Source organism: Flavobacterium sp. RSP46 (assembly GCF_003984825.1).
Lineage (GTDB): Bacteria > Bacteroidota > Bacteroidia > Flavobacteriales > Flavobacteriaceae > Flavobacterium.
On record NZ_RYDM01000001.1, the window covers coordinates 38,448 to 51,642 of the forward strand.

At 35.6% G+C, this 13,195-nt stretch carries 12 protein-coding genes; 9 read left to right on the forward strand and 3 right to left on the reverse strand.

Going from position 1 to position 13,195, the window contains the following annotated elements:
- The first annotated feature begins 86 nt into the window (after positions 1-86).
- From EKM01_RS00150 to EKM01_RS00170, 5 genes are all read left to right on the forward strand, one after another.
- Complete coding sequence (locus EKM01_RS00150) at positions 87-752, forward strand: SCO family protein (RefSeq protein WP_126552763.1); 666 nt, start codon at positions 87-89, stop codon at positions 750-752.
- A 155-nt stretch (positions 753-907) separates the two neighbouring features.
- The gene (locus tag EKM01_RS00155; protein ID WP_126457695.1) at positions 908-1,147 is read left to right on the forward strand and encodes a FeoA family protein; all 240 of its coding nucleotides are present in this window, start codon (positions 908-910) and stop codon (positions 1,145-1,147) included.
- Positions 1,147-3,246 (forward strand): ferrous iron transport protein B, encoded by a 2,100-nt coding sequence (gene feoB / locus EKM01_RS00160; protein WP_126457696.1) that lies wholly within the window; start codon positions 1,147-1,149, stop codon positions 3,244-3,246. Before EKM01_RS00155 ends, feoB begins: the two co-directional genes overlap by 1 nt.
- A 452-nt stretch (positions 3,247-3,698) precedes the next feature.
- A complete protein-coding gene (locus tag EKM01_RS00165) occupies positions 3,699-5,927 on the forward strand; it encodes a TonB-dependent receptor domain-containing protein (protein WP_126766099.1) in 2,229 nt (742 codons plus the stop codon).
- A 67-nt stretch (positions 5,928-5,994) separates the two neighbouring features.
- Positions 5,995-6,126, forward strand: coding sequence for a FeoB-associated Cys-rich membrane protein (locus EKM01_RS00170; RefSeq protein ID WP_126457698.1), 132 nt, complete (start codon positions 5,995-5,997; stop codon positions 6,124-6,126).
- Positions 6,127-6,533: 407 nt separating this feature from the next.
- Here EKM01_RS00170 and EKM01_RS00175 read toward each other — a convergent pair whose 3' ends face one another.
- The 3 genes from EKM01_RS00175 to EKM01_RS00185 form a co-directional block, all read right to left on the reverse strand.
- Entirely contained in the window at positions 6,534-6,950 is a 417-nt protein-coding gene (locus EKM01_RS00175; protein ID WP_126766103.1) for a hypothetical protein, read from the reverse strand.
- Between the two features lie 63 nt (positions 6,951-7,013).
- On the reverse strand, positions 7,014-7,832 hold the full coding sequence (locus tag EKM01_RS00180; protein WP_126457700.1) for a ZIP family metal transporter: 819 nt from the start codon (positions 7,830-7,832) through the stop codon (positions 7,014-7,016).
- Positions 7,833-7,834: 2 nt separating this feature from the next.
- The gene (locus tag EKM01_RS00185) at positions 7,835-8,482 is read right to left on the reverse strand and encodes a metal-dependent transcriptional regulator (RefSeq protein WP_126457701.1); all 648 of its coding nucleotides are present in this window, start codon (positions 8,480-8,482) and stop codon (positions 7,835-7,837) included.
- A 198-nt stretch (positions 8,483-8,680) separates the two neighbouring features.
- Here EKM01_RS00185 and EKM01_RS00190 point away from each other — a divergent pair, with 198 nt between their 5' ends.
- From EKM01_RS00190 to EKM01_RS00205, 4 genes are all read left to right on the forward strand, one after another.
- Positions 8,681-10,924, forward strand: a complete 2,244-nt coding sequence (locus EKM01_RS00190) for a TonB-dependent receptor (protein WP_126767034.1) — start codon at positions 8,681-8,683, stop codon at positions 10,922-10,924.
- On the forward strand, positions 10,924-11,391 hold the full coding sequence (locus tag EKM01_RS00195) for a thioredoxin family protein (protein ID WP_126766108.1): 468 nt from the start codon (positions 10,924-10,926) through the stop codon (positions 11,389-11,391). Before EKM01_RS00190 ends, EKM01_RS00195 begins: the two co-directional genes overlap by 1 nt.
- A gap of 20 nt (positions 11,392-11,411) precedes the next feature.
- Complete coding sequence (locus EKM01_RS00200) at positions 11,412-12,578, forward strand: lycopene cyclase family protein (RefSeq protein ID WP_233589278.1); 1,167 nt, start codon at positions 11,412-11,414, stop codon at positions 12,576-12,578.
- 102 nt (positions 12,579-12,680) lie between these two features.
- Positions 12,681-13,091, forward strand: coding sequence for a BrxA/BrxB family bacilliredoxin (locus EKM01_RS00205; protein WP_126552775.1), 411 nt, complete (start codon positions 12,681-12,683; stop codon positions 13,089-13,091).
- Positions 13,092-13,195 lie beyond the last annotated feature (104 nt).

A 13,195-nucleotide genomic window follows, 5' to 3' on the forward strand; every position in this document is an offset into this window, starting at 1 on the left:
TCTTGTTAAATTTTATCCCAATAAGATTGTGTTAATTTGAATTAAAAACAAATTTCGTTTTCGTATTTTTGTATTAAAATAACATTATGTTACGAATTTTAAAAAAATACCGAATCTTTTTAGGGGTCTTCCTGGTTTTTTCTGCAGTCGTTTTATCCTTATTTTATTCGGCCTTAAAGCCAAAAAAAACACTTCCTATTTTTAATCCTTCTGATGTAAATCCGGAATTAGTAGACAGTACGATTCAGTATAAAAGTAAATACCATACCATTGCTGATTTTTCGTTTGTCAACCAAAACGGAAAAACCATCACCCAAAAAGACTATGAAGGAAAAATATATGTGGCTGATTTTTTCTTTACCACTTGCGGCTCCATTTGTCCAAAAATGACCACCAATTTATCGGATATCCAGAAAGTTTTTGCCAATGACCCCAAGGTGAAGTTATTGTCGCATACTGTTTTTCCGGAGACGGACAGCGTTCCGGTTTTGAAGGCTTACGCCAAAAAATATAAGGTAGATGCTTCAAAATGGAATTTAGTCACCGGCGATAAAAAAGAAATTTATGAGATGGCCAGAAAATCGTATTTGGCCGTTAAACTGGGAGAACCAAGCGAATTATACGACATGGTACACACGGAAAATTTTGTATTGGTAGATACTAAAAAAAGAGTACGTGGGTTTTATGACGGCACTAACAAAGAAGACATGAAACGATTAATCGACGACATTCGTTTTTTGAGTGCCGAATAAGATTAATTGACCTTTAATTTCTTCGCCTTTTCTGATAAATCCCATCCCAATCCATGCATTTTTTTTGTCTTAATTAAGGTTTAAATGTGATATTTATCATTTTTATTTGTATTAAAATGTGTATTTTTGCAATCTTAATTCAATCTAAATAAGATTTGCAAACAACGATAAATTCTCTCAAAAAAGGCGAAAAGGCCATTATAAAAGACTTTGACATTGATACAGTTCCATTAAAATTATTGGAAATGGGTTGCTTACCGGGCAATCTGGTAGAATTACTTCAAATTGCTCCTTTTGGCGATCCTTTATATTTAAACATCAATGGTTCACACGTTGCTATCCGATTGGAAACTGCCCGTGAGATTGAAGTTGAAATACTAAAAACCAATTTATAATGACCAATCAAAATATCAATGTTGCTTTAATTGGAAATCCTAACACCGGAAAAACCTCTGTTTTTAATCAATTGACGGGTTTGAATCAACAAGTAGGGAATTACCCTGGAATTACCGTTGAAAAAAAGATGGGTTTTTGCAAATTACCCAATAACATCAAGGCTAATATCTTGGATTTACCGGGAACCTACAGCCTAAATGCCAGTTCGATTGATGAAAACGTTGTCATTGAATTATTACTGAATAAAAACGATAAATTATACCCTGATGTAGCCCTTGTAGTTACGGATGTGGAGAATCTAAAACGAAATTTATTACTTTTTACCCAAATAAAAGACCTTGAAATTCCAACCATATTAGTCATCAACATGGCCGATAGAATGAAATTCAAAGGAATTACGCTGGATATTCCGTATCTTGAAGCGCACTTAAAAACAAAAATTGCGCTGATCAGTTCGAGAAAAGGTTTTGGAATTGATGAACTAAAAAAATTGATAGTCAACTACAAATCCCTTTCGAATGAACCCTGCTTGAATGCCTCAAGCATTGATCCGGAATATTTTAATACTTTAAGAAAAACATTTCCCAACCAGCTCTTGTATAAATTATGGCTGGTCATTACTCAAGACGTCAATTTCCTGAATTTAGACCGAAATGAAATCCGAAATTCATTTACTAAATCGCATTCGGATCTAAAGCGTTTGCAACAAAAAGAAACCATAAAACGCTACCAATTCATCAATGACGTCTTGAAAACAGGATTAAAAGTCGATGAGACAATTGCTAAAGATTTTCGCAGCAAACTGGATCGCGTCCTGACTCACAAGATTTGGGGTTATGTGATTTTCTTCATGATTTTGTTTGTTATTTTTCAATCTATTTTCGAATGGTCTAAAATTCCAATGGATTTCATTGACGGTACCTTTGCTACAATAAGCGCTCTTGCTGCCGAGCAATTACCGGCCGGCGTTTTAACCAATCTAATTTCGCAGGGAATAATTCCTGGAATTGGAGGTATTTTGATCTTCATCCCTCAAATTGCTTTCCTATTTATGTTTATTTCAATTCTTGAAGAAAGCGGTTACATGAGCCGAGTTGTTTTCCTGATGGATAAAATTATGCGTAAATTTGGATTATCAGGGAAAAGTGTAGTCCCACTTATTTCCGGTACGGCCTGTGCGATTCCGGCAATTATGGCAACCCGAAACATTGAAAACTGGAAAGAACGATTGATCACCATCCTGGTCACCCCATTCACGACCTGCTCCGCCAGATTACCTGTTTATGCCATAATCATTGCTCTGGTAATTCCGGATACTCGTGTTTTGGGTTTTCTGAACATGCAAGGAATGACCTTGATGCTGTTGTATCTTTTGGGTTTTGGAACGGCTATTTTTTCAGCGTACATTTTGAATAAAATCCTTAAAATAAAAGGAAAAACATACTTTGTGGTAGAAATGCCCAATTATAAATTACCGCTTTTCAAAAACGTAGGTATTAATGTGATCGAAAAAACAAAAGCCTTTGTTTTTGGTGCCGGAAAAATCATACTGGCTATTTCTATAGTTTTATGGTTCTTAGCTTCGTACGGACCAGGAGAAAAATTCAATGATGCAGAAACCATTGTCACTGAAAACACCAAAAATAATCCGTTGCCTGAAGCTGAATTTGAGAATGCAGTGGCCTCCCAAAAACTGGAAAACTCTTATATCGGAATCATGGGAAAAGCCATTGAACCTGCTATTTCTCCTCTGGGTTACGACTGGAAAATAGGAATTGCCATCATCAGTTCCTTTGCCGCCAGGGAGGTTTTTGTGGGAACATTAGCCACTATTTACAGTGTGGGTGGTAGCGATAATGAAGTCACTATTAAAAATAAAATGGCTGCCGAGATTAATCCGGTTACCGGAGAAAAGGTTTTTAATTTTGCTTCCGGAATATCACTATTACTTTTTTATGCTTTTGCTTTGCAATGCGCCAGTACACTCGCCGTTACTAAAAAAGAAACCAATTCCTGGAAATGGCCGGCAGGACAATTGATCTTTATGTCCGGATTTGCGTATGTTGTTGCTTTAATTGCATACCAAATTTTAAAGTAATCACACACAACAATGGTTTTAAAATCACTCGTATGAGTGTGAGTGAAAAAAGCTAAAATTTAAAAAAATTAAAATGCAGATCTTAGCCTTTTACCGTGCGATTTGATTACTTATTAAATAACTCCAAGTTGGATAAACAATTTGCGAATTAGCAGCAAAAGAAATTAAGAAGATCAAGCAAAATAAGATAAAGCACTTGGTTATACATGCTTTTAAGACTCATAAATTTAATTCCTTTATGAGAACTAAGTAATAGGAACGATATATTGTCACATATTATAATGTCAAACCTTCAATAAAGACTGAGGTTGAGTTAAAAACAAATACGACATTATTTTAATCTCATTACTTATATGTCAACAAAAGTTAAAATGTCAAATTTTTATTATTTTTAATTTGTCTAAATAAGATTTAGGTTCTACATTTGCAGTGTAGAATTAATCTAAATAAAAATGAAGAATATTATAATTATCGGCTCGCTATTAATTACGTCCGTTTTGTTTGCACAAGAAAAGGAACTTACAAAAACTCAAAAAGATAGTATTGAAAGTTTAAACGAAGTTATTATTACCACCGATGCGATCATTGGAAGTAAATTTAAAGCCAAAAATAAAGCCGGATCAACATATTTTATCTCTCCAAAAGAATTAAAAACCTTTAATTATGATGATGTTTCCAGGATTCTAAGAACCGTTCCCGGCATCAATATTCAGGAAGAAGAAGGGTTTGGACTCCGCCCAAATATTGGTATGAGAGGAACCAGCCCAGATCGTTCGAGTAAAATTACACTAATGGAGGATGGCGTTCTAATAGCACCTGCTCCTTATGCCGCTCCTGCCGCGTATTATTTCCCAACAGTAAACAGAATGCAGTCTTTCGAAATTGTAAAAGGAGGAAGTCAAATACAATACGGTCCTTATACTACCGGCGGCGCCATCAATATGGTTTCTACTCAAATCCCAAATCGTTTCAAAGCCCGAGTTGTAGCCAGCATTGGTAGTTTCAATACCAAAAAAACATACGTAAATATTGGAGATGAACGCAAAAATTTTGGTTACGTTTTAGAATACAACAACCGAAATTCAGACGGATTTAAAAAAATAGACAACAGTTCTAAAAACACCGGTTTTCAGGGAAATGATTATGTTGCTAAATTTAGAATTAATACGGATCTCGATGCCAAAATCTTTCAATCCTTAACCGCTAAAGTCCAGTTTGGCGAAGATTTTGCCAATGAAACTTACCTTGGTTTGACCGAAGACGATTACAACAAGAGTCCTTACAGAAGGTATGCCGGATCAAATGAAGATTATCTTGATACGGAGCACAAACAAATCATGTTGACCCATTTTATTCAACCGTCTAAAAATTTCAACATCACCACAAAAGCGTACAAAAATGATTTTTCAAGAAATTGGTATAAACTTGATGCCTTAAAACTTGGAACTACAAAAGTAGGAATCAATTCTATATTAATTGATCCAATAAAGTATAATGCGGAATATTTAGCTTTAACAGGAGCTAATAACACTGCTGATAATGCTTTATTAGTTAAAGCCAACAATAGGATGTACGAGGCCAAAGGAATCCAATCAGTAGCCAATTATAATTTTGCAACAGGAGCGCTGAAACACGATTTTGATTTTGGATTTCGCTACCACGAAGATTATGAAGATCGCTTTCAATGGGTTGACGGATACGCCATACAAAATGGAGTGATGAATAGAACCTCAAACGGAACTCCAGGCACAGATGCAAATAGGATTACCTACGCCGAAGCAATTGCCGCTCATGTGCTTTATACGATTACCTATGACAAATTTACGTTCTCGCCAGGAGTCCGATATGAAAATATCAATTTAGAATCGATTAATTACGGGAGCAACGATATTACAAGAACCGGTACAAATATCGTAAATGCAAATAACCGTTCTGATGTTTGGATACCGGGAATGGGAATTCTGTATAAAATAAATGAAGATTACAATGTGTTTACGAGTGTTCACAAAGGGTTTTCTCCTCCGGGCGCTAAAGTTGGAGAAGATGCCGAAAACAGTATCAACTCAGAACTGGGTTTTCGCTTTCAAAAAAATGCCTTTTACGGAGAATTGATTGGCTATTACAATGATTTTTCTAATTTACAAGGTTCGGATAACATGTCCGGTGGCGGAACTGGAACTGGAGATTTATTCAATGCAGGTGCTGCAATCGTAAAGGGAATTGAATTTTTGGCCACGTATGAAATCCTGAAAAATTCAGAAAAAGGATATAAACTACCGCTTAGCTTTTCCTATACTCTGACGGATACGAAATTAAATAGTAACTTTAACAGCCCAATATGGGGAAATGTAACACGTGGAGATGAGATTCCGTACATCGCCAAAAATCAATTTGCTCTGACTGCCGCTTTCGAAACAGAAAAATTCAATTTGGCCATCAGTGGAAAATATGTAGATGCGTTTAGAACATTGGCAGGAACGGGAACTATTCCGTCCCAAAACAAAGTAAACAATAATTTTATTGTAGATTTCTCAGCAAGATACCACCTTAGTCAAAAAGTGAGCCTGATGTCGAATATCATTAATTTAATGAATGAAAAGTATGCCGTTTCAAGAGTTCCAGCAGGATTAAGACCTGGAATGCCTTTTAACATCAATTTTGGAATTATGGCACAGTTGTAAAAAACTTTCTCATTAGTTTAACTCAAAAAAGCAACCTCTTTTGGTTGCTTTTTCTTATTTTTACAATATGGATATTCAAGAAATTTTAGCTTTTTTTGCCCTTGGAATAGCACTTGCTTTTTTGATTAAAAAATTCTTCCTCAAAAAGAAAAAATCAGATAAAAATTGTGGCAGTGGTGGTGATTGCGGCTGCCATTAAAATTTTATTTCGTATTTAAACGTTAAAAAAGAGCCCATGTAAAATGTTTGGTAGTAGTCTGAACTATCTTAAAAAACAATAAGTCTGTGCTTTCTTTAAAATATAAAAAAAGTACGATACTTTAATAGAATGAATTTTTAGACTCAATATCAACTGTTTACGTTTGTATGTTTTAGAAAATGTTTTCAAATTTGAACTTGTATCTAATTTGACTTTGAACATGATTTTAGTTTTATCCCTACAAAAATTGAAATTATGGTACTATTATGAATTAGTAATCCGTATGCGATTAGACCATCATAATTTTAACAAAAATCTGATATATAAGTTATATATATTTAATCCCAATGAAAATATTTTTCATTTTGTTATAGTGATATGCAGTCATTCAGTAGTGATATAAAAAGTTATTTTAAATACCCAATTTTTACATAGTATTCACTCGGGTTGATTTTGACACCTTCTTTTGGATACGGAAGAACACTATAGTTTTTTATGTTTTTTTGCTTTTTAGGCAAATATTTAGAAAACCACTCTTTATTTTCTTTTTCGTTTTTCATCGAAAAAACCAATATCTTGTTTTCAATTAATTTTGAATCTTTGTAAACAGAAACGACTCCCGAAACTTCCCCTTCCCAAATACAAGTAACCCCTTCCGGACAACGGGAATCAGAAGAAATCGATTTTAGAACCAACTGAAAACCTTTTTGATTGTGGCATATTTTCTGATGTATTGTACTGTATTTGACCTTTTGGGATTTTGGGATTTGCGCCAAAACTGCACTGCTCATAATCATACAAAGGAATACTACTGACTTTTTCATAAACGCGGTTTAAAAGATAAAGCTACGCTTCTTTTTAATAACAAATGGCAAAAATTAAAAAACCTATCCCAAAGCCACATCCAGAACCATCATCACTATAAATCCGCCAACAAACCCCAGTGTGGCAATATCGGTATTTTTATCCTGTTGCGTTTCCGGTATCACTTCTTCCACAACTACAAAAATCATTGCGCCTGCGGCAAAAGCCAAAGCGTACGGTAAAATTGGGGTAAAAAATGTGACAGCAAAAGCGCCTAAAACAGCAGCGACAGGTTCTACCAAAGCTGATGATTGTCCGTACATAAAGCTTTTTCTTCTACTCATTCCCATACGCCGCAACGGCATGGCCACGGCAATACCTTCGGGGAAATTCTGAATTCCAATACCAATGGCCAAGGTAACAGCTCCCGCAATGGAAGCCTCCGGAATCCCGGCAGCCACTCCCCCAAAAAGAACCCCTACGGCCAATCCTTCAGGTATATTGTGCAGTGTAATTGCCGAAACCAGTAATGTAGTACGCTGCCAAGGCGATTTAATTCCCTCCGTAACTTTAAAATTAATGTGAAGATGTGGCAATACTTTATCAATCCCAAAAATGAACAAGGCACCAAGAAAAAAACCAAAAGCTGCGGGAATCACTTTTTGAAAACCTTCGCCGCCGGTCATTTCTATAGCTGGAGCCAATAAACTCCAAAAACTTGCAGCAACCATTACGCCCCCGGTAAATCCGAGCATTCCGTCCAGTACCGTCCGGTTCATGGTTTTAAACAAAAAAACAAACGAGGCTCCTAAAGCCGTAAGAAACCAAGTGAATAAACTCGCATACAAAGCGGCTAATATTGGGTCGATACTCGTAAAATAATCTACTACAGATTGAAACATAATTATTTGATGTATATATTACTGGCTATTTTATTTGAAACCGTTATTTCTTTTGTTCCAACCCGAATTCTCAAAGAGGAATCAAAACTTTCCTTTTCGATAATTTCAATTTGGGAACCCAAAGCGATTTCTTGTTTGTCTAAATATTTTAAAAAATCAGAAGATGTATCTTTGACACCCACACAAATCCCGATTTGGTTTTTCTCGAATTCAGAAAGCAGTTGTTTGTCTACTTTTATAATTCTTCCGTTAGCATCCGGAATCGGATCTCCATGTGGATCTTCAGTGGGATTTCCCAGAAAATCATCTAACTTATTGATGAGTTTTTCAGATTTGATGTGTTCCAATTGTTCCGCAAGATCATGCACTTCATCCCATGAAAAATCTAATTTTTCAACTAAAAAAGTTTCCCAAAGCCGGTGCTTTCGAACAATCATTTTAGCGGCTAATTGTCCCTGATCAGTAAGGGAAACACCTTGGTATTTGATGTAGTTGACTAACTCTTTTTCGGCGAGTTTCTTGAGCATATCGGTAACGGATGACGCCTTGATTTCTATTTTTTCGGCAATCGCATTGGTGCTGATATCCACCTCTGAAACAGCCGTAAGGTGGTAAATGGTCTTGAGATAATTTTCTTCTGAAAAGGTCATGCTATGTTTTTTGAATACTCTTTTTAAATTTTAATACAAATCAATTTATTGATTTCTTCTTGAAGACTTCTCACTAAACCAATTAAGTTATTGACACAAATGTAATTAAAAAATTGGTTTTGCAAAATATAATTTTTAGTTTTGCCTAAATTTAATTTAAGCATTGTGAAAAAATTATGTTCATTATTAGTTTTCCTTATGTTTCACTTTGGCTACAGCCAAGAAAAAACAAATCTTTCTGGATTTATTTCATCAGAAAAAAAAGGGGTTTCGGAGGCTCGAGTTTTTTTAATTGGAACAAAATACGCCACCCAAACGGATAGTTTAGGAAATTACAGTATAGCGAATATTGCTGAAGGGAATTACAAAATACAAATTGTTGCAGAAGGTTTTCAAACTTTAAAAAAGAATATAACGGTCAAAATTAATGAAAACACTATTCTGGATTTGGAACTTTCAAATAATGAAAACCAACTTAACGAAGTTGTGGTTTCCGGAACTTTAAAACCCGTAAAAAGACTGGAAAGTCCCGTTCCTGTCGAGGTTTATTCCCCAATATTTTTCAAGAAAAATCCAACGGCCAGTATTTATGAAGCCTTACAAAATGTAAATGGCGTACGACCGCAACTCAATTGTGGCGTTTGCAATACGGGCGATATTCATATTAATGGGCTTGAAGGTCCGTATACTTTGGTTCTAATTGACGGAATGCCCATCGTGAGCAGTTTATCGACGGTGTACGGATTATCTGGAATTCCGAATTCACTGGTGGAACGAATCGAAATCGTAAAAGGTCCCGCTTCGTCTTTATACGGTAGTGAGGCGGTTGGAGGTTTGATTAATATTATTACCAAAAATCCAACAAACGCTCCCCTATTCTCCGCAGATGTGTTTTCTACTTCTTGGTTGGAAACCAACCTTGATTTAGGAGTAAAACTCAATGTTGGACAGAAAGCTACGGCACTTCTAGGTTTAAATTATTTTAGCTACAATCAAAAAATAGACAACGATGGCGACAATTTTACTGATGTGACACTTTCTGACCGAATTTCCCTTTTTCAAAAATGGACTTTCAACAGAAAAGAAAACCGTTTGTTCACCATCGCGGCACGTGGCGTTTATGAAGACCGTTTTGGCGGCGATGTGCGTTGGGAGAAAAAACACCGTGGCGGAGACGAGATTTACGGCGAAAGCATTTATACCAAACGAGCCGAATTAATAGGAAGTTACCAATTGCCTTTTCAGGAAAAACTGATGCTATCCTTTTCAGGAAATGTGCATTTTCAAGACAGTCGCTACGGGACAACCAGTTATATTGCCAATCAAAAAATTGGTTTTCTACAATTGACTTGGGATAAAAAAATAGGAAAAAATGATTTGCTTACCGGAATTGCCACGCGGTATAATTATTACGATGACAATACACCGGCAACATTAAAACAGGGAAATAACAATCCCGAGAAAACCTGGCTGCCGGGAATTTTTGTTCAGGACGAAATCACATTTACCGAAAAACACAAGATACTCTTGGGACTGCGTTACGATTACAACTCCTTTCACGGAAGTATCTTGACGCCAAGAATTGCCTATAAATGGAAATTGAACGATAATAATATTATTCGACTGAACGCCGGAACAGGTTTTAGAGTGGTAAATTTATTTACCGAAGATCATGCTGCCTTGACTGGCGCTCGTGAAATTGTAATCGTAAATAATTTGAAGCCGGAACAATCCATCAATGCTAATTTGAATTATATTAAGAAAATAAATTTTGATAACGGAACCTTTATTGGCATTGAAACTTCCCTTTTTCATACCAGATTTAGCAATAAAATTGTTTCGGATTATGTTACTGATCCCAACCAAATCATCTACGACAACATTAATGGTTATGCGATAAGTCAAGGAATCAGTATGAATGTCGATTTCAATTTTCCTAATGGATTAAAAATTATCACCGGCGCTTCTTTGTTAGACAACAAAAACGTTCAAAATGGCCTAAAAGAAACACCTTTTCTAACCGAAAAATTTACAGCAACTTGGAGTGTTTCCTATAAAATTCAAGCTATCGATTTAAATATTGATTACACCGGAAATCTATACAGCCCCATGCAACTGCCTCTTTTAAGCACTTTAGATCCTCGTGCTCCAGAATCGCCTTGGTACAGTTTACAAAACATTCAATTCACGTATTCTGGTTTACAAAACTTTGAATTTTATGCCGGAATTAAAAACCTGTTGAACTTTTTGCCTAAACAAAATAATCCGTTTTTAATTGCAAGAACAAATGATCCATTTGATAAAAATGTAACGTACGACTCGAACGGACAAGTATTAACAACGCCTGAAAACCCGTATGGGTTGACATTTGACACGACGTACGTATATGGACCCAATCAAGGAATCAGAAGTTTTTTCGGACTTCGATATACCTTAAGATAATGAAAAAGATTTTTTATTCACTGTTGTTATTATGCTGCGGGATTCCCGCTGGATTCGCGCAGTTGCACTCCGTTTCATTCGAACAAATAGACAGTTTGCAAACGATCGAAAAGAGAAATACGATTGTTTTTACTCAAACCGATTGGTGCTCGTTTTGCCATGTGATGAAAAACACCACTTTTAAAAACGAGGAAATCATCAAGGAGCTTAACGCTGCTTTTTATTTCATTGATTTTAACGCAGAAGAAAAACGAACGATAATTTTGAACAAAACCACTTTTCAATTTAAACCCACGGGAAATACTTCAGGAACACATGAACTGGCCATCGCATTAGGAACAATAAATAAGCAATTGAACTTTCCTGTTTTATGTGTTTTGAATAGTGAAAACGAGATTATTTTTCAGCACAGCGGCTACTTAAAACCAAAAGAATTAAAGCTGATTTTAGAGAAACTAAAAGAATAAAATTGTCTATTTTTGGAGAAATGTCAAATTCCCAAATGAAACACTACGATTATATTTTTACCGGCGCAGGATTATCGGCTTTGATGACCGTGTATAAAATGGTCCAATCTGGTAAATTCCGAGATAAAAGTATTTTGTTATTGGATGAAAATACCAAAAAAACAAACGACAGAACCTGGTGTTTTTGGAAAACTAACGATTCACTTTGGGAACAATCTATTTCAAAGAAATGGGATTCGGCATTGTTTGCCAATTCAGATTTTCGACGAGATTTAGACTTGAAACCCTACCGCTACAATATGGTGAAAGGGTTGGATTTCTATAATCAGGTATTTGATTTGCTTTCAAAACAAGAAAACATCACGTTCATCAACCAGAAAGTTTTGGAAATCGAAGAATCCGAAACCATAATTATGGTACAAACCGAAAGCGAATCCTTTTCCTGCTCCAAGTTGTTCAACAGCATTTACAACAACAAAAAAGCAGAAAACCAGACAAAATATCCTGTTTTACAACAGCATTTTATAGGTTGGTTTATCAAAAGTGAGCAAGCTGTATTCAATCCCGAACAAGCTACTTTCATGGATTTTTCGGTGGAGCAAAAAGGAAATACCCGTTTTATGTATGTGTTACCTACTTCCAAAACTGAAGCTTTGCTGGAATACACGTTGTTTTCGCACAAACATTTAAAAACCGAGGAATACGAAAACGAAATCCAGAAATATATCGAAAAACTTGGGATTACAAACTATGAAATCGTCGAAAAAGAGCAAGGCAGCATTCCCATGACGTGTTATCCTTTTTGGAAAGAAAATACGAAAAACGCAATCAACATAGGAACTGCCGGTGGTTGGACGAAAGCTAGTACGGGCTATACTTTCAAAAATTCGGATAAAAAATCAACAGAATTGGTTGCCTTTCTACAAAGGGAAACCGACTTTACTAAGTTTCATAAAAGCACTAAATTCTGGTTTTACGATTTACTTCTGTTAGACATCTTAGACCGAAAAAATGAATTGGGTTCTTCTATCTTTTCTTCGATGTTCAAAAAAGGAAATCCAACTTTGATTTTTAAATTTCTGGATGAGGAAACTTCTTTTATTGAGGACATTACTGTTATCCTAAAATGCCCAAAAATGCTATTTATAAAAGCTATTTTTCATGTGGCTTCAAGAGCAATGAAATAGAAATCAAACTATAACAAAACTTTATAATTCAACTTCTATACTTGATTGTAAACTTTGTAACTTTGCAACTTGAAATTAGTATTTATTTAAAATAAAAAAGATATGTATCCAGAAGAAATGGTAAAACCAATGCAAGAGGAATTAACCGCTGCAGGTTTTCAAGATTTACATAGTGCAGAAGCAGTAGAGAACGCAATGAAATTAGAAGGAACAACACTTGTAGTTGTAAATTCGGTTTGTGGTTGTGCTGCCAGAAACGCACGTCCGGGAGCAAAAATGAGTTTGGATGGCGCTAAAAAACCAGACCATTTAATCACTGTTTTTGCAGGAGTTGACAAAGATGCAGTTGATGCCGCAAGACAACACATGTTTCCTTTTCCTCCATCATCGCCAAGTATGGCTTTGTTCAAAAACGGAGAATTAGTGCACATGTTAGAGCGTCACCACATTGAAGGTCGCCCAGCAGAACTAATTGCTGAAAACTTGAAAGACGCTTTCAACGAATATTGCTAAAAGTTCTATTATACAATACATTAACCCTTTCAGAGTTCTAAACCCTGGGAGGGTTTTTTATTTATAAACAACGTAAACTTTGTATAATTTTTTTATTTGGAGCT

Excerpts from the sequence above, each read along its gene's own strand:
- EKM01_RS00200 (WP_233589278.1), top strand. The coding sequence starts at position 11,412 with ATGTCAAATTCCCAAATGAAACACTACGATTATATTTTTACCGGCGCA.
- EKM01_RS00175 (WP_126766103.1), bottom strand. The coding sequence starts at position 6,950 with ATGAAAAAGTCAGTAGTATTCCTTTGTATGATTATGAGCAGTGCAGTT.
- feoB (WP_126457696.1), top strand. The coding sequence starts at position 1,147 with ATGACCAATCAAAATATCAATGTTGCTTTAATTGGAAATCCTAACACC.
- EKM01_RS00165 (WP_126766099.1), top strand. The coding sequence starts at position 3,699 with ATGAAGAATATTATAATTATCGGCTCGCTATTAATTACGTCCGTTTTG.
- EKM01_RS00195 (WP_126766108.1), top strand. The coding sequence starts at position 10,924 with ATGAAAAAGATTTTTTATTCACTGTTGTTATTATGCTGCGGGATTCCC.
- EKM01_RS00150 (WP_126552763.1), top strand. The coding sequence starts at position 87 with ATGTTACGAATTTTAAAAAAATACCGAATCTTTTTAGGGGTCTTCCTG.
- EKM01_RS00205 (WP_126552775.1), top strand. The coding sequence starts at position 12,681 with ATGTATCCAGAAGAAATGGTAAAACCAATGCAAGAGGAATTAACCGCT.
- EKM01_RS00185 (WP_126457701.1), bottom strand. The coding sequence starts at position 8,482 with ATGACCTTTTCAGAAGAAAATTATCTCAAGACCATTTACCACCTTACG.
- EKM01_RS00190 (WP_126767034.1), top strand. The coding sequence starts at position 8,681 with ATGTTTCACTTTGGCTACAGCCAAGAAAAAACAAATCTTTCTGGATTT.
- EKM01_RS00170 (WP_126457698.1), top strand. The coding sequence starts at position 5,995 with ATGGATATTCAAGAAATTTTAGCTTTTTTTGCCCTTGGAATAGCACTT.
- EKM01_RS00180 (WP_126457700.1), bottom strand. The coding sequence starts at position 7,832 with ATGTTTCAATCTGTAGTAGATTATTTTACGAGTATCGACCCAATATTA.